Source organism: Streptomyces sp. NPDC014656, from assembly GCF_043084305.1.
GTDB lineage: Bacteria > Actinomycetota > Actinomycetes > Streptomycetales > Streptomycetaceae > Streptomyces.
Map to the genome: position 1 here is coordinate 277,763 of NZ_JBIBZN010000003.1, position 18,307 is coordinate 296,069.

At 73.3% G+C, this 18,307-nt stretch carries 15 protein-coding genes and 1 pseudogene; 9 read left to right on the plus strand and 7 right to left on the minus strand.

Going from position 1 to position 18,307, the window contains the following annotated elements; genetic code table 11:
* Positions 1 to 111 precede the first annotated feature (111 nt).
* Positions 112 to 519 (minus strand): hypothetical protein, encoded by a 408-nt coding sequence (locus tag ACF1ED_RS08695; RefSeq protein ID WP_391757993.1) that lies wholly within the window; start codon positions 517 to 519, stop codon positions 112 to 114.
* A 152-nt stretch (positions 520 to 671) separates the two neighbouring features.
* On the opposite strand from ACF1ED_RS08695, the gene ACF1ED_RS08700 reads away from it, so the two are divergent.
* On the plus strand, positions 672 to 1,808 hold the full coding sequence (locus ACF1ED_RS08700; RefSeq protein WP_391757995.1) for an AI-2E family transporter: 1,137 nt from the start codon (positions 672 to 674) through the stop codon (positions 1,806 to 1,808).
* A 405-nt stretch (positions 1,809 to 2,213) separates the two neighbouring features.
* On the opposite strand, the gene ACF1ED_RS08705 is transcribed toward ACF1ED_RS08700, so the two are convergent.
* Positions 2,214 to 2,414 carry a CsbD family protein gene (locus tag ACF1ED_RS08705; protein WP_391757997.1) on the minus strand — a complete coding sequence of 67 codons (201 nt, stop codon included), beginning with the start codon at positions 2,412 to 2,414 and terminating at the stop codon, positions 2,214 to 2,216.
* A 107-nt stretch (positions 2,415 to 2,521) separates the two neighbouring features.
* On the opposite strand from ACF1ED_RS08705, the gene ACF1ED_RS08710 reads away from it, so the two are divergent.
* Together ACF1ED_RS08710 and ACF1ED_RS08715 are read left to right on the plus strand one after the other, a co-directional pair.
* On the plus strand, positions 2,522 to 2,989 hold the full coding sequence (locus ACF1ED_RS08710; RefSeq protein ID WP_391757999.1) for an MSMEG_6728 family protein: 468 nt from the start codon (positions 2,522 to 2,524) through the stop codon (positions 2,987 to 2,989).
* Positions 2,990 to 3,055: 66 nt separating this feature from the next.
* Positions 3,056 to 4,234 carry a spore photoproduct lyase family protein gene (locus ACF1ED_RS08715; protein ID WP_391758001.1) on the plus strand — a complete coding sequence of 393 codons (1,179 nt, stop codon included), beginning with the start codon at positions 3,056 to 3,058 and terminating at the stop codon, positions 4,232 to 4,234.
* Between the two features lie 298 nt (positions 4,235 to 4,532).
* Here the strand turns inward: ACF1ED_RS08715 and ACF1ED_RS08720 are convergent, their stop codons facing one another.
* Entirely contained in the window at positions 4,533 to 5,450 is a 918-nt protein-coding gene (locus tag ACF1ED_RS08720; RefSeq protein ID WP_391758003.1) for an alpha/beta fold hydrolase, read from the minus strand.
* A gap of 218 nt (positions 5,451 to 5,668) precedes the next feature.
* Between ACF1ED_RS08720 and ACF1ED_RS08725 the strand changes: the two genes are divergently transcribed.
* Positions 5,669 to 7,228: an AMP-binding protein gene (locus ACF1ED_RS08725; protein ID WP_391758005.1), complete on the plus strand. Its 1,560-nt coding sequence runs from the start codon at positions 5,669 to 5,671 to the stop codon at positions 7,226 to 7,228.
* 720 nt (positions 7,229 to 7,948) lie between these two features.
* On the opposite strand, the gene ACF1ED_RS08730 is transcribed toward ACF1ED_RS08725, so the two are convergent.
* A complete protein-coding gene (locus ACF1ED_RS08730) occupies positions 7,949 to 8,872 on the minus strand; it encodes an NADP-dependent oxidoreductase (protein WP_391758007.1) in 924 nt (307 codons plus the stop codon).
* Positions 8,873 to 8,998: 126 nt separating this feature from the next.
* Here ACF1ED_RS08730 and ACF1ED_RS08735 point away from each other — a divergent pair, with 126 nt between their 5' ends.
* The 3 genes and pseudogenes from ACF1ED_RS08735 to ACF1ED_RS08745 all read left to right on the plus strand — a co-directional run bounded on the left by ACF1ED_RS08735 (position 8,999) and on the right by ACF1ED_RS08745 (position 11,945).
* Positions 8,999 to 10,054, plus strand: a complete 1,056-nt coding sequence (locus ACF1ED_RS08735) for a GlxA family transcriptional regulator (RefSeq protein ID WP_391758009.1) — start codon at positions 8,999 to 9,001, stop codon at positions 10,052 to 10,054.
* Between the two features lie 63 nt (positions 10,055 to 10,117).
* Positions 10,118 to 10,729: pseudogene (locus tag ACF1ED_RS08740) on the plus strand (hypothetical protein); the annotation flags it as partial.
* Between the two features lie 124 nt (positions 10,730 to 10,853).
* The gene (locus ACF1ED_RS08745; protein WP_391758011.1) at positions 10,854 to 11,945 is read left to right on the plus strand and encodes a PP2C family protein-serine/threonine phosphatase; all 1,092 of its coding nucleotides are present in this window, start codon (positions 10,854 to 10,856) and stop codon (positions 11,943 to 11,945) included.
* Between the two features lie 134 nt (positions 11,946 to 12,079).
* Here ACF1ED_RS08745 and ACF1ED_RS08750 read toward each other — a convergent pair whose 3' ends face one another.
* The 3 genes from ACF1ED_RS08750 to ACF1ED_RS08760 all read right to left on the minus strand — a co-directional run bounded on the left by ACF1ED_RS08750 (position 12,080) and on the right by ACF1ED_RS08760 (position 16,160).
* Positions 12,080 to 14,476: a SpoIIE family protein phosphatase gene (locus tag ACF1ED_RS08750; protein WP_391758013.1), complete on the minus strand. Its 2,397-nt coding sequence runs from the start codon at positions 14,474 to 14,476 to the stop codon at positions 12,080 to 12,082.
* Positions 14,477 to 15,022: 546 nt separating this feature from the next.
* Positions 15,023 to 15,277 carry a hypothetical protein gene (locus tag ACF1ED_RS08755; RefSeq protein WP_391758015.1) on the minus strand — a complete coding sequence of 85 codons (255 nt, stop codon included), beginning with the start codon at positions 15,275 to 15,277 and terminating at the stop codon, positions 15,023 to 15,025.
* Between the two features lie 316 nt (positions 15,278 to 15,593).
* Positions 15,594 to 16,160, minus strand: coding sequence for a DUF4291 domain-containing protein (locus ACF1ED_RS08760; RefSeq protein ID WP_391758017.1), 567 nt, complete (start codon positions 16,158 to 16,160; stop codon positions 15,594 to 15,596).
* Between the two features lie 273 nt (positions 16,161 to 16,433).
* On the opposite strand from ACF1ED_RS08760, the gene ACF1ED_RS08765 reads away from it, so the two are divergent.
* Positions 16,434 to 16,937, plus strand: coding sequence for a hypothetical protein (locus ACF1ED_RS08765; RefSeq protein WP_391758019.1), 504 nt, complete (start codon positions 16,434 to 16,436; stop codon positions 16,935 to 16,937).
* Positions 16,934 to 18,154 carry a metallophosphoesterase gene (locus ACF1ED_RS08770; protein ID WP_391758021.1) on the plus strand — a complete coding sequence of 407 codons (1,221 nt, stop codon included), beginning with the start codon at positions 16,934 to 16,936 and terminating at the stop codon, positions 18,152 to 18,154. Before ACF1ED_RS08765 ends, ACF1ED_RS08770 begins: the two co-directional genes overlap by 4 nt.
* Positions 18,155 to 18,307 lie beyond the last annotated feature (153 nt).

Below are 18,307 nucleotides of genomic sequence, written 5' to 3' on the forward strand. Positions count from 1 at the left end.
GCGGGCCGGGCACCGCTGGGGGTCTCCCCCCCTTGTCCGCGTCCTCGCCGCACAGCGGGGTCGACCGCCGTGCTTCCGGTGCCTTTCGGCTGCGCGAAGATGTCCCGGCGCCTACGGGATCCTCCTCTCCGTGGCCTCGGAGGCTTGTGAGTACCTGGGCGACGGCTTTTTGATCATGGTGTTGGTCCAGCGCGTCTGACGCAGGGTCTGGGGGTGGCAGGAGGAGGTGGGCGCGAGGAGCCGGGGGTCCTTCAGGGCCTGTGCGACTTGGGCGAGCATTTCCCGGTGCAAGGAGTTGTGCTCAGCGGCCGGACGCGCTTCGCGCAGGTCACGAAGGAGCAGCAGCCCGGGCTCGGGTCGGTCGCCCGCCGACTCCGACGCCTTCTCCCTGAGCGTCGAGAACAGGCCGTGGGAGGAGTCGTCGGGCGGGCCGCCGAGTTCCGGGCCGTAGTGGGTGGCGGTGTCGGCCAGGCGCTGGACGTGCTCTCGGGACCATGCGGCGATGTCGGTGGCGCACACCGGCCGGGCCCGCCCCTCGGCTCCTCAGCGCGACCCGTCACGTCCTCGTGAGGGGCCGGGGCCGCGCCGAATCCCCCGGCGCCCGTCGTCCCGGTGTGAAGGATCGGGGCGCGGGCGCAGGGGGCCGCCCGGGCGGCTCTAGGGTGATCGGCATGTCTGCCTCTCTCAGTCCTGCGAGAACCCGTGTCGCGCTGCGCGCCTCGGCCCGCATATCGGCGGAGCTGCTGCTGGTCCTCTTGGGCACCGCGGTGATGATCTGGCTGCTCGGCCGGATGTGGCCGATCGTGTGGCCGCTCGTCGTCGGTCTGCTGATCACTACGCTGACCTGGCCCTCCGCCCGCTTCCTGCGCCGCCGCGGCTGGCCGCCGGCGCTCGCCGCCGCAGTGGTCACCGTCCTCTTCCTCGCCGTCACCGCCGGCGCCATCACGCTCATCGCCGTACCGGTCGTTTCGCAGTCAGGCGAGTTGACCGACGGGGTCGTCGAGGGCATCCAGCGCCTGCGCGAATGGACCGCGGGTCCGCCGCTGAACATCGGCGACGACCAGATCACCAGCGCCCTGGACACCGCCACCGACCGCCTCCAGAACAGCGTCGGCTCCATGCTGACGACGCTCGCCACCGGCGTCGGCACGGTCGTCAACGGCGTCGTCACGGCCGTGCTCGCGCTCTTCCTGATGTTCTTCTTCCTCAAGGACGGGCCGCGCTTCCTGCCCTGGCTCGCCCGTCAGCTCCCCGGCCGCCTCGCCACCGACGCCACCACGATCGCCGAACGCGGCTGGGACACCCTCGGCGCCTTCGTCCGTTCCCAGGCGGCGGTCGGCCTCCTCGACGCCGTCCTCATCGGCATCGGTTTGTGGGTCCTGGGCGTCCCCCTCGTCCTGCCGCTCGCCGTACTCACCTTCGTCAGCGCCTTCGTGCCGATCGTCGGCGCACTGTTCGCCGGGTTCGTCGCCGTGCTCATCGCCCTGGTCTCCAACGGCCTGACCGACGCCCTGCTCGTGCTCGCTGTCATCGTGGTGGTGCAGCAGCTGGAGGGCAACGTCTTCCAGCCCATCATCCAGAGCCGCGGACTCGGTCTGCACGCCGCCGTCGTCCTGCTGGCCGTCACCCTCGGCGGCAGCCTGGCCGGCATCGTCGGCAGCCTCCTCGCCGTGCCCGTCGCAGCCCTCATCGCGGTGGTGTGGGGGTACATGCGCGAGCAGCTGTCCGAACCACCGCACCACGACCCCGACGGCGATACGGAACCCAGCCCCGGCGGCGGCCCCGAGGCCGTCGCCCCGGCGTCCTGAGCGAGCCGGCGCCCGCCGCGTACCGCGTGCCGAGCGGTACGGGTGCGGGGCGGGCGCCCTCCGTTCCTCCGGGCGTCGCCCGGACGCTGCTGCCCAGCGGCGCGCAGCGGTTGCCCGGCAGGCTTTGAAGCAGACCGTGCCGCGCTCCCCTGGCCGGGCCGCCGCCCGAACGGACTCCGACGGCCTCGCAGACACCGGAGAGCCGCTGTCCGGTCTCCCTCGGACCACCTTCCGCGCGGTCCGGCCTCTGCGGCCGGCCCCGTCCCCGCCGGGAGCCCTGCGAGTGCGCGAGTGCCGTCGTCCTCCCCGTGCGGCCGTGGGCCCTGTCAGCCGTTCGCGGACATGCGGCGGCCCGCACGCCCCGTTGGAGGGGCGAGCGGGCCGGGTGCGGCCGTCGGAGGAGGTTCAGGGGTTCTGACGGCCCCGGAGGGAGTCCTTGACGCCCTTGGCCCGCTCCTCCGTCTTGCCCGCGGCTTCTCGCGCCTTGCCCTTGGCCTGGTCGGTCTTGCCCTCGGCCCGCATCCGTTCGTTGCCGGTCGCCTTGCCGACGGCCTCCTTGGCCTTGCCCTTGGCCTGCTCCATCTTGCCCTTGGCCTTGTCCGCCATGGGTTGACTCCTTTCCTGGATGGAAATCCATCCACAAATTAGGGCATATGCGGTGTTTCCGCTCATCGAGCCGAGAGGGCGGGGCCGGGGGCGGGGAGCAGATACACATGCAGACCTTCCTTCCGTACGAGAGCTTCTCCGCCTCCACCGCCGTGCTGGACCCGAAGCGACTGGGGAAGCAGCGCGTCGAGGCGCTGCAGGTGTTCCGGGGGCTGACCGTGCCGACGTACGGGTGGCGGCGGCACCCGGCGGTGCGGATGTGGGCCGGGTACGAGGAGGCGCTGGTGCGGTACGGGCTGGACGTCTGCGCCGTGTGGACCGGGCAGGGGCGGGCCGACACCTGCGCGGTGACCCTGCTGGACGACTACCGTGCCTGGCGGCCCCCGGGCAGGGTGCGCGAGCAGGCCGAGCTCGCACGGGCGGGCGAGCTGCCGCCGTGGCTGGGGAACCCGGCGTTCCACCGCAGTCACCGTTCGGCGCTGGTGCGCAAGGACCCGGCGCACTACCGGGACCGTTTCCCCGACGTGCCGGACGATCTCCCGTACGTGTGGCCGGCGTCCGACCGGAAGGGATGACGGGCGGGACTCGTAGACTGGGGCAAAGGCATCGGAACCGGGATCGGAATCGGCGGCGGAGCGGGTATGGGGCGGCCTCAGGAGACGGACGGGGAGACCGAAGGGCTGTTCGAGGTGGCGGAGCTCGTCGCCGCGTCCGCGCCGGCCGGGACGCGCGAGGGGCGGGCGTTCCGGGACGGGCCCGAGGCGGCGCGGCTGCTGCGGGTGGCGGAGATCCACGCGGAACCGGGCGCCGCGACGTCCTGGCGGGGGCGGCAGATCATCGCGCGTTTCCCCGACGCCCGGCTCGTCGAGACCGGCTCGCACTGGCGCATCCCGCACCTGCACGGCAACGAAGGGAACGTCGAGCACTGGGTGCGGGTGAAGCGGGAGACGCTCGTCCTCGGCGAGCGTTCCTCCCTCACCGTCCGCCCCAACGGCCGCTCCGCCGACTGGATCGCCCCCGGGCTGTCCAACGGCTGCGCCATGGCCTGCGCGTACTGCTACGTGCCGCGCCGCAAGGGTTTCGCCAACCCCGTCACCGTCTTCACCAACGTCGAACGGGTCCTGGCCGCGATCGGCCGGCACATCGCCACGACCGGACCGAAGAAGGAGCCCAACCAGTGCGACGCACGGGCGTGGGTGTACGACGTCGGCGAGAACGGCGACTGCGCGGTCGACGACCTGATCAGCGACAACACCGCCGACCTCGTCCACGCCTTCCGCCGCTGGCCCACCGCCAAGGCGTCCTTCGCGACCAAGTTCGTCAACCCCGACCTGCTGCGGCTCGACCCCCGCGGGCGTACCCGGATCCGTTTCTCCCTCATGCCGCCGGACGACTCCCGGCTCCTCGACATCCGCACCAGCCCCGTCCCCGCCCGCCTGGAGGCCGCCGGCGACTTCCTGGACGCCGGGTACGAAGTGCACTTCAACCTGTCGCCGGTGGTCGTCCGGCCCGGCTGGCGGAACGCCTGGGGCGAGCTGCTGCGGATGATGGACGACGTGCTCCCGCGGCGGGTGAAGGAACAGGCCGCGGCGGAGATCATCATGCTCACCCACAACGAGGACCTGCACGGGGTCAACCTCGGCTGGCACCCGCGCGCCGAGGACGTCCTGTGGCAACCGGGCCTCCAACAGCCCAAGAGGTCGCAGAACGGCGCCCTGAACGTCCGCTATCGCACCCCGGTCAAACAGGAGGCCGTCGAGGCGCTGACCGGCATGATCACGGAACGGACGCCGTGGCTGCGGGTGCGCTACGCCTTCTAGGGACGGAACCGCCGGACGTCGGTCACACATGGGTCTCCGAACGGACGGAGACCTGCCACGCCCCCTTCGCCGCGACAGCGGCGGGACCGCCAGGCGCAGCACCGCCCGGCGGAAGAGCGTCGAGGTCAGCAGTTCGACGAACTGTCCGGAGTCGACACCTGTGCCTTCCCCCACGTACCCGACGCCGTGGGGGCGCTCGCCGGAGTTCCGCTCGCTCCGCTGACCCCGGCGGGGCCGAGGAGCTCGTGCTCGGCGGTGGCAGCCACCCGCCCGGCGACGGAAACTGCTCCGGCCGGGGTCAGTGACCGCCGGGCGCCGCGCCCACCGCGACGTCGCGCAGGGCGCGGGAGGAGCGTTCGAGGGGGGTGAGGAAGTCCAGGGTGTCGAGCGGCTGGTCGGTGAAGAAGCGCAGCAGGAGTTCCGAGACCTCTCGAGGCCGCTCCAGGGCGGAAAGGTGGTCCGTTTCGCGGACGAGGGTGAAGACGCTGTCCTCGATGCCGGCCGCGACCTCGCGGCCGAGGTCGGGGCGGGTGAGCGTGTCGTGTTCGCCGGTGAAGCACAGGGTGGGAATGCCGTTGAGGCCGCCGGCGGGCAGGCCTTGCCAGTCGATGACCCGGCGGGTCGATGCGTGATGCCGTTGGAATCCGTTCCCCTGGACGGCTGCCATGTCGCGGGCGAGGAGCCGGGTGACGGCGGCCCGGTTGCGTACCGGCCGGTCGGCGGGGGCCATGAGCGCGTCGACGCTGCGGCGGGCGTAGCCGTCGGCGTCGCCGGACTCCAGCGCTCCGGCCATCGCTTCGAGGCTCGCGAGCTCCTCGGGGGGATAGATCGGAGCGGCTCCCGTGAGGGCGAGACGGGCGACGTGGCGCGGGTGTTCCTGGGCCAGACGGTAGACGACGGGCACACCGTAGGAGACCGCGTACAGGTTCACCCTGCCGAGGCCGAGGCGTTCCAGCAGGTCCGTCAGGACATCGGTGAGGAAGTCGAATCCGTAGGAGGCCGGCAGCGCGTCGGCCCCGCCCGAGCCGGGGAGGTCGACGTTGACCAGGGTGGCCGCTTCGGCCCAAGGCCGTTCGAGGCGGCGGTAGGAGTACATGTTCTGGAAGGCGCCGCCGATCACGACGATCGGTTCCGTGCGGGGCGCCGGGTTCTCCACCACTCGGCACTGGTAGCCGAAGCCGGAGAAGGCGAAACGATGCACCTGGTCAACAGACATACGGGAAAGCTCCAAGGACGGGAAACGCTTACCGCGATCAACGAGTCACCCACTTGATGGATCTTGTCCGTTGCCCACCACCACACGATCGAGTCACGGCCTGGGCGCATGTGGCAGCGGCACGAACCGCCACGGACGCCGTCCCGATTCGTTGCCAGCGTGCGGCGTCCGGCCCCCGCCGGAGCCATGACCGCTTCACCGACACACGGGAGCAGTACATGTCCGCGACCTGGGACACGGCATCACCCGACGGCGGCCGCTTCGTCAGCTACGCCGAAACGCTCCTCGACGTGCTGGGCGGACATCCCGACCGACCCGTGGTGATCACCCCGGACCACACGCCCGTCTCCGCGGCCGAACTCCGGGACACGACCATCCGGCTGGCCCGTTCCCTGGCCGCACGCGGTATCGGTCCGGGCACGACCGTCGCGCTCCTCACCGGCAACAGCGCGGAAGCGCTGGCCGCACGCCACGCCGCCACCCTGGCCGGCGCACGTCTGGTCTACCTCTACGAAATGCTGCCGCCCGACTCCCTCGCGCACATCGTCCACAGTGTCGAACCCCGACTGCTGCTCGTGGACCCGGTCCGCCACGCGGACATGGAGCGGCTCCTGCCCCTCGTGCCCGCATCGGCCGTGGCAACGCTCGGTCCGGGGCCACGCGGCCGGGACCTCGCCGACCTCATCGCCGAAAGCACCCGTCAGGCTCCAGCGCCCCTCCCCACGAGGGCCGGCCCTGACGACGACTGGTGCATCCGCCACACAAGCGGTACCACGGGCGTTCCGAAGGCCATCCAGGTGACGCACAGGCAGTACCGCAGCTGCCTGGAGAACCTCCGTGTCGACGCGGGCGACCCGCCCCGCTTCCTCGCCTGCACTCCCCTCTCCCATGTCGCCGGGCTCTGCGCCGACCTGACGCTGCTCCAGGGCGGATCGGTGGTGCTGCAGCACGCGTTCGAGCCCGGCGCCGTCCTTTCCGCGATCGAGCGCGAGCGCATCACCCACACGTGGCTCCTGCCTCCCCTTCTCCACCAGTTGCTCGACCATCCCGCACTCCCCGCGACCGACGTGTCCCGCATCGAGCGGATCACCTACGGGGGCAGCCCGGCCGCACCGGCGAGACTGCGGCACGCGGAAGAGGTCTTCGGGCCCGTGCTCCACAGCTGGTACGGACAGAGCGAGACCCTCGGGCTCACCGAGGTGGGCCCCGAGGAGCACACGGTGGTCGGGCGCCACGGTCAGATCACCGTCGGCCGGCCCATGGCCGGCGTCGACATCACCGTGCGCGACGAGCGCGGCGAACCCGTGCCCGTGGGAACGCAGGGAGAGATCCTCGCCCGCTCCCCGGGGATGATGTCCGGCTACTGGAAGCAGCCGGAGCTCACCGCCGAGGTCATGCGGGACGGATGGGTCCGGACCGGCGACGTCGGATACCTCGACGAGAGCGGTTACCTCTTCCTCGTCGACCGGTGCAACGACATGATCAAGGTGGCGGGCGGGGGCATCTATCCGAGCGAGGTCGAAGCGGTGCTCCTGACCCATCCGGCCGTCGCCCAGTGCGCCGTCTTCAGCGTGTCCGACCAGGACGCGACCGAGCACGTGCACGCCGCCGTGGTGCCCGCCCGGGACCACGACATCACCCACGACGAGATCCACGCCTTCGTCACCGCCCGCAAAGGCGACCAGTACGCACCGACCGCGGTCCACCTGCTGGCCGACATCCCCCGCACCCCCGTGGGGAAGCCCGACAGGCGCAAGCTCCGAGCGCTGCTGAGCTGACGATTCCCTTGCCGGCCGCGGTACGGAGGACTCGCCGCCGGTATCCGGTGCGGCACAGACCAGGCGCGGGGCGAGGCAACCCCCGGCCCACGCCGCCGTGGCCCGGGCCGAGCACTCCCGCGCCGACGGCCCGGGCGCCGATGAGGCCGACATCGCGCCTCGCCGTACCGGCTCCGGCAGGACACCGGACTCCCCGACCACGCGGCCCGGGCCGCGGAACTCCGAGCCCGGGTACGGGCCGGGCCACCGCGGCAGCAGACCACCGCCGTCCTCACCAGGTCCGTTAGCACCTCGAGTCCGGCCACCGGCAAGAAGATCGCCGGGCCGAAGCGATGCCGGACGCGTCACCGCCCGGATCGGCCCCACCACGCCATGGGGCCGATCCGGGCGTGTGGCCCTCGCGCCCGGGCCGGGCGCGGACCGGATTTCCGCCCGGGCGCCCCGGTGCGGTGCAGCGGGGCCGTACGGGCACCGGCAAGGCGGTGGGCGCGGGAGAAAGCCCGGGGTCCGGGCCGCGTTCCGCCGGCTCACCGCCGCACGGATCCGCCGGGCCCGTGCGGAGGCCGGCCGCCCCGCCCGCACGCCCTGGCGGTTCGGCCCCGCCCGGACGGTCCGGGCAGGTCGCCCCACGGGAAGGCGCCGTCGGTCGTTCCGCACGGCGTCCCCGTGCCCGGGCGCGGGGACGCGGCCGGTTCGGAGCGACCGGCCGCGTCCCGTGGCTCAGACGACCGAGAGGACGATCTTGCCCGTGGTGCGGCCCCGTTCGCCGATCGCGTGGGCCTTCGACGCCTCGGCGAGCGGCACGACGAGGTCGACCACCGGCCGCAGCAGCCCCTGCTCCACCAGGGCGGCGATCTCGCGCAGGCCGAGGTGGTCGGGCTCCACCAGGACCCAGGCCGCCCGTACGCCGTCCGGCGCGGCGGGGACGTCGTCCGGGCCCGGCAGGGTGATCAGCCTGCCCCCGGCCCGGAGCACCTTCAGGGAGCGTTCCGCCGTCTCTCCGCCGATGCCGTCCAGGACGACGTCCACGTCGGAGACGACGTCCTCGAAGCGTGTCACGCGGTAGTCGATCACCTCGTCCGCCCCCAGCTCGCGCACCAGGTCGTGCTTGCCCGCGCTCGCCGTGCCGATGACGTGGGCCCCGCGGGCCTTGGCGATCTGCACGGCGAGGTGCCCGACCCCGCCGGCCGCCGCGTGCACCAGCACCCGCTCGCCGGGGCGGACGTCCGCCGCGTCGACGAGGGCCTGCCAGGCGGTGAGCGCCGCCAGCGGGAGCGCCGCGGCCTCGACGTGGGTCAGGGAGGCGGGCTTGGGGGCGAGGTGCCGCGCCGGGGCCACCACGTACTCGGCGTATCCGCCGGCCTGCCGGGGGAAGCGCGGCATGCCGAAGACCTCGTCGCCGGGACGGAAGATCCCCACGCCGGGGCCGACGGCCTCCACCGTGCCGGAGACGTCCCACCCGACGGCCGGAACGGGGCCCCACTCGATGAGGGCCCCGCCGGCCCGGGTCTTCCAGTCCACGGGGTTCACTCCGGCCGCGTGGACCCGCACCAGGACTTCGCCCAGACCGGGCTCGGGGCGCTCCGTCTCGCGCTCGACCAGGTTCTCGGGTCCGCCCCACCGCTCCACGACCACCGCACGCATGCTGTCCGCCTCGTTTCCGTCTCGATCGGTACGCCCCGGACCGTTCCGGCGGCGACGCGTCCACGATCCGGTATCGCGGTCCCGCACGGTGTTGGCCGTTTGGCCAGCATGTGACAGGATCTGGCCATGAGGAAGACAGGAGAACCGGCCTCGGGGGCCGCTCACGGAGCGACGCAACCGCCCCCGCACCGGGTCGCCGTCCTCGCGCTGCCCGGGGTGCCTCCGTTCGAGCTCGGGATACCCTCCCGGGTCTTCGGCAGCGCCGAGGACGCCGACGGCCGCCCCCTGTACGAGGTCACGATCTGCACGGCCGACGGCGCCCCGGTGCCCAGCGACGCCGGGTTCACCGTCCAGCCCTCGGCCGGGCCCGAGGCTCTCGCCGCCGCCGACACCGTGGTCCTCCCGCCCACTCACGCCATGCCCGAGCTCGGCCGTGGCGGCCCGCTGCCGCCCGAGGTCGCCGCGGCCATCGACGGCATCCGGCCCGGCACCCGACTCGTGTCGATCTGCACCGGGTCGTACGTGCTCGCCGCCGCCGGGCTCCTCGACGGCCGGCCGGCGACCACGCACTGGAACCTGGCCCCGGAGTTCCGCCGGGTCTATCCCCGGGTCAAGGTGGACGAGGACGTGCTCTTCGTCGACGACGGCGACGTGCTGACCTCCGCGGGCGTGGCCGCGGGGGTCGACCTGTGCCTGCACATGATCCGGCGCGACCACGGCGCCTCGGCCGCCAACCGCGCGGCCCGCATGTGCGTGGTGCCTCCCTGGCGGGACGGAGGGCAGGCCCAGTTCATCGACCGGCCCGTGCCGGAGCCGACCCTGGCCAGCACCACCGCCACCCGCGCCTGGGCCCTGGAACACCTCGCCGAGCCCCTCACCCTGGCCCGGCTCGCCGAGCACGCCCGGATGAGCCTGCGGTCCTTCACCCGGCGGTTCCGCGACGAGGTCGGGGTGACTCCGGTGCAATGGCTCACGGCACAACGTCTGGAGCTGGCCAGACAACTTCTGGAGACGACCGATCTCCCGATCGACCTCGTCGCCCACCGCGCGGGCCTCGGCTCCGGCAACTCCCTGCGCGCGCACATGCGCGCGGCCTTCGGCGTCTCGCCCGCCGCCTACCGCCGCGCGTTCGGCACCGGCGCCCTCCCCGGACGCGGACGGGAGACGGAACCGTCCGTGTGACGGGCTCCCGGGCGGGCACCGCCGGTTCCCGGGCGGGCCGCGCCCGGGAGGGACGCCGTCGGCGTGCTGCCGCGGCACGGCACCACCCGGGCCTTACGCTGCGACGCCGGAACGAACCCTCCCCGACCGAGCCTCCCCGAAAGCACGGATGTCCTGCTTGCCGTCACCGTCATCGCGGGCGTTCTGTTCACCTGGTGCGTCCTCTCGCGCAGGCTCGCGCTGTGGAGCATCACCGCACCGATCGCCATGATGGTCGCGGGCATCGCCCTCACCAGCGGCCCGGACCCGCCGCTCGTGTTCGACTTCGGCGACCTGGCCGGCTTCGAACGCGCCGTGGAGGTCGTCCTCGCCCTGCTGCTCTTCGCCGACGCGACCGAGGTTCCGGCGGGAGGCATCCGACGGGAGAGGAGCGTCGTCGCCCGTCTCCTGGGCGGCGCGCTGCCGCTGACCCTGGGCGCCGCCTTCCCGTCCGCGCTCGTCTTCTTCCCCGACCGGCCCGGATGGGTGCTCGCGACCCTGGCGACGGTCGTCGTCCCCCTCGACCTGGCGCCCGCCGCGGCCCTCGTGCGGGACGAACGCGTCCCGGCGCGCCTCCGGGAGGTGCTCGACGTCGAGGGCGGCCTCAGCGACGGAATCGTCTCGCCGGTGTTCCTGGTCTGCGTCGCCGCCGCGGCCGAGTACCACACGGCGGGCTCCGACTACGCCGAGGCGTTCCTCGACGCGGTCGGAGCGGCGGGCTGGGCCGCGGGGCCCGCTCGTCACGTCGCTGAGCAGGCCCCTCGCGGATACTCTGGGATTCATGATCGAGCCCGGACGGCCGCGGCTCCGTCGAAGCTACGGCTACGGCAGGCTTGTGCGGCTGTCGCCGGTGATCCTGACCGTCGTGATCGCCTGCTTGGCCTACGCCACCCCGCCGGAGATGGCCTTCAGCCGCCTCCTGCCCTCGGCACCGGCTCTGGCCGCCGCCATGTGGCCGGTCCTTCCGACCGTCCTGCTCGGGACCGTCTGCCTCCTTCTGATGATCGGCCTCGGCCTCGTCTTCCCCGATCTGGGAACGTGGTGGACGTCCGCGGGGATCGTCGCGGTCACCGTGGCCGCAGCGTACGGCAGCCACGTCCGGCTCCAGCGGGAGCGCACCCTCTTCCAGGTCCGGCTCGTCGCCGACGCGGCCCAGCAGGTGGTGCTGCGGCCCCTGCCGCACCGTTTCCGGAACGTCGAGATCGAATCGCTGTACCTCGCGGCCGCCGCGGAGGCCCGCATCGGCGGGGACTTCTACGAGGTGGTCGACACGCCGTACGGGCTACGGCTGCTCATGGGCGACGTACGGGGCAAAGGCCTGCCGGCGGTGGGGGCGGCCGCGGCGATCGTCAACGCCTTCCGGGAGGCGGCACACGACGCGGCCTCCCTGACCGACGTCGCCCGCAGGCTGGACGCCGGCTGCGCCCGGCACAACGCCGCCCATCCGCCCGAGGCGCCGATGGAACGCTTCGCCACCGCGCTGCTCGTCGAGATCCCCCGGGGAAGCGACCGCATCACCATCGTCAACTGCGGACACCCCCCGCCCTTGGTCCACGGCCCGAAGAACGTGCGCGCCCTCGAACCGTCCGCCCCGTCGCCCCTGCTCAGCCTGGCGGAGCTGCTCGGGGACCAGTACCGTGCGGACGCCTTCGACTTCGCTCCCGGGGAGCTCCTCCTCCTCTACACGGACGGGATCGCCGAAACCCGCGCCCGGGACGGCGAGTTCTTCCCGCTGACGGAGTGGCTGCGTCGACAGCCCCCCGCACCTCCCCGTGACCTGCTCACGGCCCTGCACCGCGACCTCCTCCGTCACAGCAGAGGCAGCCTCGACGATGACGTCGCCGCCTTGGCCGTACGCCTGCGCACTTCGTGAGCCGTGCGCGCGGAGAGGCCATGGGCTCCCCCGCGGCTCGGGCCCGAGCCGGCCGTCCGCCCGGTCCGGCGGTGCCGCGGGGGGGACCGCGTACACCGGTGGCGGGGCTGCAGAAGCCCCGGCGCGGGCGGCCGTCAGGCCACGGGCAGGGCCTGTTCCGCCCAGATCGTCTTCCCCGTCGGCATGTAGCGCGTCCCCCAGTGCTCGGTGAGCTGGGCGACCATGAACAGTCCGCGTCCGCCCTCCTCGTCGCTGCCTGCGTAACGGGCGTGCGGTGAGGTGTGCTGCGAGTCGGAGACCTCGCAGATGAGGGAACGGTCCCGGATCAACCGCAGGCCGATCGGTCCGGAGGCGTGGCGGATCGCGTTGGTGACCAGTTCGCTGACCACCAGTTCCGTGGTGAAGACCAGGTCGTCCAGTCCCCACCGCCCGAGCTGTTCCGCGGCCGTCGCACGTGCGCGTGCGACGAGGGCGGGGTCCGGGGGCAGCTCCCAGGTCGCCACCTGACGTGCCCCCAGCGCACGGGTGCGCACGACGAGGAGCGTCGCGTCGTCCTGCACCTGGCCCGATGCCAGCTCCGCGACGATCTGGGCGCACAGCCGATCGGGCGACGATCCTCGCTGCTCGCCGAGTACGGCCGCCAACCGGTCCAGCCCCACGGCGGCGCCCTTCCCCCGGGCCTCCACGAGGCCGTCGGTGAACAGGACGACCAGGCTTCCCTCGGCGAGCTCCACTTCCGCGCCCTCGTACGGAAGCCGTCCCACGCCCAGCGGAGGCCCCGGCGGCAGACGAAGGAAGCTGACGGGGCCGTGCGGCCGCACCACGGCCGGCGGCAGGTGTCCCGCCGCCGCCCAGGTGCTCGTGCGGGACGCCGGATCGTAGATCCCGTAGACGCACGTCGCTCCGACGGCGCCACCGCCGTCCGCGCTTTTCCCGTTCTGTTCCGACGCGTCCTTGCCGACTTGATCGTTCAGCCGGGCCAGGAGTTCGTCGGGCGCGAGGTCCAGCTCGGCCAGGGTCCGCACCATCGCGCGCAATCGCCCCATGGTGGCGGCGGCCCCCAGCCCGTGGCCGACGACGTCCCCCACGACGAGTCCGACGCGTGCCCCCGAAAGCGGAATGACGTCGAACCAGTCGCCGCCGGCGCCGAGGTGGCTGTCGGCGGGCAGGTAGCGACTCGCCGCCTCGACCGCGCTCAGCTCGGGCAGCGATCGCGGCAGCAGGCTGCGCTGGAGCACGAACGCGGCGGTGTGCTCCCGCCGGTACCGCCGGGCGTTGTCGATGCATACGGCGGTCCGCGACGCCAGTTCCTCGGCCATGGCCCGATCGCCGTCGTCGAAGGGTTCCGAGTCCTCGCCCCTCATGAAGGTGACGAGGCCCAAGGGCGTCCCCCGCACGATCAGCGGGACGTACAGCCGTGTCGGCGCGACCGCGGCGTCCGTGGTCGCCCGGCCCCCGGCCAGGCTCTCGGCCTGCGATGATCCGGCGGCGTACGCGACCCCCGCGCCCACCTGGGAAGGCCCCCCGTCGGAATCCGCCACGCGTACGAGGTCCCCTGCCGTGACGGGCTTCGGTTCCTCCCCTTCGAGCACTTCCGCCGCCACGTCGACGAGCACGGCGTCGGCGTATCGCGGCACGGCGACCTCGGCGAGCTCCGCTGCCGTTCCCGACGGGTCGAGCGTCGACCCGATCCTGGCGCCGGCCTCGGCGAGGAGTGCGAGGCGCTGCTGCGCACGGTAGTGGTCGGTGACGTCGATGGACTGTTCGCACACGCCCACCGGTTCTCCCCGGCCGTCCAGCAGCCGGAAATAGGACGAGGACCAGACGTGCTCGCGTTCCGGGTCGGCCGGGGAGCGCCCTCGGAAACGCACGTCGATGACCGGCTCACCCGTGTCGAGGATCTGTTGGACGAATTCCTCCGGGGGCACCAGGTGCTGGGTGGTGAGGACGTCACCGGGAAAGAGTTCGGTCATGGAGCGGCCGAGCGATGCCGCGAGGTCGCCACCGAGTTCCCGCACACTGGACGCGTTGGCCCACAAGAGGCGCGCGCCGGGGCCGTAGATGGTCAGTGTCACCGGCGACTGGGTCACGAGTCCCTGCAGCATCGCCTGTCGGGTCTCCCACCAGCGGAGCCCCTCCACCTCGGCCGCCATGAGGACGGCGGAGGGCGCCCGACCGGAAGGGACCCCGTCGGAGACGGGGGCGAGGGGGTGCAGAGTCACCGCCACACGCACGGTGTCGCCGCTACGGTGACGCACGTCCACGACGGCGCTGCGCGCCCCGCCGAGCCGCAGCCGCCGGTCCGGCCCCGGTTCCTCCGGTCCGCCGCGATCGGCGTGCGAGGGTGCGATCAGGTCCACCGCCCGGCGTCCCAGCACCTCCGAAGCCGCATACCCCAGGAGGGCCTGGGCCTCACGGCTCCACCCGACGAGCACTCCGTCCGCGGCGACCAGGGCGAAGGCGGCCGGAGGCGGGCCGAGGCGCTCGCCTTCGTCCACCCCGGCGGGAGGAATGAACGGTAGCCCTTCCATGTCCCCATCATCCTTCCCCGCGGTCGCGACCGCAGCGCGCTCGGTCCGGTCGGGGCCGCCGCCGCGCAGCGCGGGCGGATGCGCGGCTTTCGGGGTTCTCCGCTGAGGGCCCTCGTCGGAGTCCCGACGCCGAGAAGCCGTACGCCGTGCAGTCGAAACCCGGAGCGGAGCGGATCGACCGGACCGGGAAGCCCCCTGGAGACCGCCAACCGGCAGCGGGGCGGTGGGGCGGCCGATGCCGGTAAGGCGGGTACACCGCGACGAGCGCCAGGAGGGATCCCGTGCGGTCGCCGCCCTCGACGCGACCTTCGGTCCGGCCGGCGACCGGGTCCGTACGGGCCCTTCGCGGGGAAAGCGGGGAAAACGGGGAGAGGGGGCCTTGTCGAGCAGCAGGACGTCGTACCCCGCCCGTGCCGGGGGGAGCCGGCGGGCCTGCTCCGACGACGACGGCGGGCGTCGGGCGGTCCGCCGGTCCGGGCAGCCGTCGTGGTCGACGTCCGTGGTGCCCACCGGTCAGGGCCGCACCACCCCGTGCCGCACGGTGTGTCAGCGGCCGGCCGCGACGAGCAGCGGGACGAGCGTGCGGCCCTCCAGGACCTGCCGGTACGCCCCGCGCCGCTCGGTGTGCACGCTGCGGCGGGCCAGGCACAGCGTCCCGGCCGGCACTCCGCAGGTGGGGCAGGGGACACCGAACGCGCCGTGTCCGTACAGCCGCTGCGTCTCGTACGCGGCGTCCAGGACCGCGTCGGCGATCCGGTCTCCGAAGGAGGGTGCGCGGCGCGGCGTGAGGGTCGTGGTCATGGCGGGGCGATCTCCTGGGTTCGGCGGAGGACGGCGTCGTCAGGTCGTCCCGGGACTTCGGTCTTGCCGTCGTCTACCCGTCGGTACGGAAAGGAGTCCTGCTTCACGGCTCGACTACGACGGGTTCCGTTCTACGGGACGGGTCTGACAGCGAGGGTCGGAGCAGGTTCCGGAAGGCCGGACCCGGCGTACGGCGGCGCCGCAGACCGTCCATGGGGACGGAGAGCGGCGCGCGGCCCTGCCCGGAGCGATGGGCGAGGTCCTCGGAAGTGCTCGTGACGTGGTGGGCCGTGGAGGGCACCGCGCGTGTCTCCTGTCAGCCACCCGGGCAAACGACGTCCCGCAGTGCCCGCGGTATCGGGTACGCGCGCTCCGCCGGAAGCAGCCGCTGGGCCTTGGCGGCGTGCCCGCTCCGCATCAGTGTCGCGGCCTTGCGGACCTGGGGGGTGAGATCGGTGAGGCTGACGGTCCAGTCGTCGGTGAACGCGCGGATCAGGTGGCGGCCGATGCCGACCTGGATGCTGTAGTGGTTCAGTGCCGCTCCGCGCGGCGAGCGCTCCGGGTCCCACTGGACGTGTACGGCTGCCCGGGTCACCGCCTCCGGGTCGGCGGTCGTCAGCACGGCCCGGGACAGGGCCTCCTCCCAGCCCTCCCGGGTGATCCGCACGGCGAGAACACGTTCCTGGCCCGGTTTGCGGGCCCAGTTGCTGCGGTGCATCAGCCACGTGAACGACGGCTTGATCCACGTCATCCGGTGGAACGAGAACGGCGCGACGAAGCGGCCCGCCCGCAGTGCCGCGTCGGCGATGGCGGGCGAGTACGCCTGATAGACCACGATCGTGCGGGCGTCGTAGTCGGCACGAATCCGATACTGGGGCGTCATGCGCCGCACCCTGCCATCTGGTCCGCTGGTGCGGCGAGCTGATTTCGCCTCACCGATTCCGGCAGGACCGGACGCACCGCTCGGAGCCGCTCGTTGATGGCGGCGCCGAGGACGGTCCCCTCATGTCGGGCTTCGGCGGCCGGCCGCCACGGGAGCCGCGCTTCCCTCGGTCGCGCGCCTGATCGGCCGTGTCGGGAACGGTGCGGCGGAGCCCGCGGCGGCGCAGGCAGGCGCGGTTCCCGCGGGGGCGTACGCCTTGTCGGCCCGCGCTCGATGGGGACGGACGCGTGGCGGGCCCGGCCCGCACCGACGAACGCCTGCCGGATCGCCCGCCCGCTCACGACTCCGTCCCTCCACCTGAAGGTGGTCGGCGCGCACCTCACCGGGCGGCCGCTCAACGGACGACCGCTCGCCCTGGGAGGCCGCTTCGTCCGCACGACCACGACGGCATCCGCCCACCGGCCGTACGCGCTGGACACGACCCCGTCGAAACCCGGTCCGGTTCGGGTACGCGAGGGCGGCGCGGCGGTCCCGTCGGTCGAGCGGACCGCCCCGGCACGCGGCCCCGTCGAGGCCCGGAGGGCGACCCGTTCCCCCCACGGCGGACAATGGGTTCTCCGAGAAACTCCGGCAGGCGAGGCCGGAGCGGAAGCGGGGCGCGGGCGGCGGTTCATGCCGAAGCCACCGGCGGACGGACGGCACGACGAACGTGCCGCCGCCACCCGGCTCCGCCACTCGCACGGTCCGCCGGACAGGGCCTCAGGAGGGGAAGCGTGACAGAGACCGACGACACCCGATCAGCCGCCCAGGAGGAACAGGGGGCATCACGGAGCCGATTGCGGCGCCTGACGCGCCACATCCCCTTGATCGCCCCCCTCCTGCTGTGGGCCGTGCCGTGCTGGGTCCTCCTGCACACCGGTCAGCGCTGGCCGCTGCCCGTCACACTGACCGGCACCGCGCTCTTCGCCCTCGGTCTGACCGGAATGCCGCTCGCGATGGCACGCGGCCACGGCCGCCGCCAGCAGGACGGGGCGGCGATCATCGGCGACACGCTGCTGGGCGCCGGCTGGATCCTGTTCACCTGGTCCGTTCTGCTCGGGGTCCTGCTGCGGCTCGTCCTGGTCGGGGCCGGTGTCGGTGACGGACAGGACCGGGCCCGGATCGTCACCTGGGCCGTCCTCGGCGTCACCGCCGTCCTGCTCGCCTGGGGGTACGCGGAGGCCCGACGCGTGCCGCGCGTGCGCCGGCTCGACGTGCCGCTCCCGCGTCTGGGAGCCGGACTGGACGGCACCCGGGTCGTACTGATCACGGATACCCACTACGGTCCGCTCGACCGCGCCCGCTGGTCGGCCCGGGTCTGCGAGACGGTCAACCGCCTGGAGGCCGATCTGGTCTGCCACACCGGCGACATCGCGGACGGCACGGCCGAACGCCGGCGCGCCCAGGCCGCTCCCCTGGGCACCGTGCGGGCGACCCGGGCCCGTGTCTACGTGACCGGAAACCACGAGTACTACAGCGAGGCCCAGGGCTGGGTCGACCTGATGGACGAGCTCGGCTGGGAGCCGCTGCGCAACCGGCACCTGCTGCTCGAACGCGGCGGTGACACCCTGGTGGTCGCAGGTGTCGACGACGTCACCGCCGAGTCCTCCGGACTGGCGGGTCACCGGGCCCACCTCGCCGGAGCCCTCCGGGGCGCCGATCCCGACCTGCCCGTCCTCCTGCTCGCTCACCAGCCCAAGTTCGTCGACCGGGCGGCGGCCCACGGAATCGACCTCCAGCTCTCCGGCCACACCCACGGGGGCCAGATCTGGCCCTTCCACCACTTGGTCCGCCTCGACCAGCCCACCGTCGCCGGTCTCAGCCGCCACGGTGCTCGCACCCTCCTCTACACCAGCCGCGGCACCGGCTTCTGGGGCCCGCCCTTCCGGGTCTTCGCCCCCAGCGAGATCACCTTGCTCGTGCTCCGCTCCCCGGAGCGGTCCGCCTCGGCGTGAGCCGTCCTTTCGGGGTCCCTCCGCCACGGGAAGCGAGGAGGGCCGTTCCGGCGGCCCACTCCTCGGTCACGGAGGGGGAGGCCGTACGCGTGGCGGAGCCTCGGGGCGGGGGCCCGGGCCGGCTCCCGCCGGTCCTTCGCCCCTTCGCCCTCG

Excerpts from the sequence above, each read along its gene's own strand:
- ACF1ED_RS08700 (WP_391757995.1), top strand. The coding sequence starts at position 672 with ATGTCTGCCTCTCTCAGTCCTGCGAGAACCCGTGTCGCGCTGCGCGCC.
- ACF1ED_RS08705 (WP_391757997.1), bottom strand. The coding sequence starts at position 2,414 with ATGGCGGACAAGGCCAAGGGCAAGATGGAGCAGGCCAAGGGCAAGGCC.
- ACF1ED_RS08710 (WP_391757999.1), top strand. The coding sequence starts at position 2,522 with ATGCAGACCTTCCTTCCGTACGAGAGCTTCTCCGCCTCCACCGCCGTG.
- ACF1ED_RS08715 (WP_391758001.1), top strand. The coding sequence starts at position 3,056 with ATGGGGCGGCCTCAGGAGACGGACGGGGAGACCGAAGGGCTGTTCGAG.
- ACF1ED_RS08720 (WP_391758003.1), bottom strand. The coding sequence starts at position 5,450 with ATGTCTGTTGACCAGGTGCATCGTTTCGCCTTCTCCGGCTTCGGCTAC.
- ACF1ED_RS08725 (WP_391758005.1), top strand. The coding sequence starts at position 5,669 with ATGTCCGCGACCTGGGACACGGCATCACCCGACGGCGGCCGCTTCGTC.
- ACF1ED_RS08730 (WP_391758007.1), bottom strand. The coding sequence starts at position 8,872 with ATGCGTGCGGTGGTCGTGGAGCGGTGGGGCGGACCCGAGAACCTGGTC.
- ACF1ED_RS08735 (WP_391758009.1), top strand. The coding sequence starts at position 8,999 with ATGAGGAAGACAGGAGAACCGGCCTCGGGGGCCGCTCACGGAGCGACG.
- ACF1ED_RS08745 (WP_391758011.1), top strand. The coding sequence starts at position 10,854 with ATGATCGAGCCCGGACGGCCGCGGCTCCGTCGAAGCTACGGCTACGGC.
- ACF1ED_RS08750 (WP_391758013.1), bottom strand. The coding sequence starts at position 14,476 with ATGGAAGGGCTACCGTTCATTCCTCCCGCCGGGGTGGACGAAGGCGAG.
- ACF1ED_RS08755 (WP_391758015.1), bottom strand. The coding sequence starts at position 15,277 with ATGACCACGACCCTCACGCCGCGCCGCGCACCCTCCTTCGGAGACCGG.
- ACF1ED_RS08760 (WP_391758017.1), bottom strand. The coding sequence starts at position 16,160 with ATGACGCCCCAGTATCGGATTCGTGCCGACTACGACGCCCGCACGATC.
- ACF1ED_RS08765 (WP_391758019.1), top strand. The coding sequence starts at position 16,434 with ATGGGGACGGACGCGTGGCGGGCCCGGCCCGCACCGACGAACGCCTGC.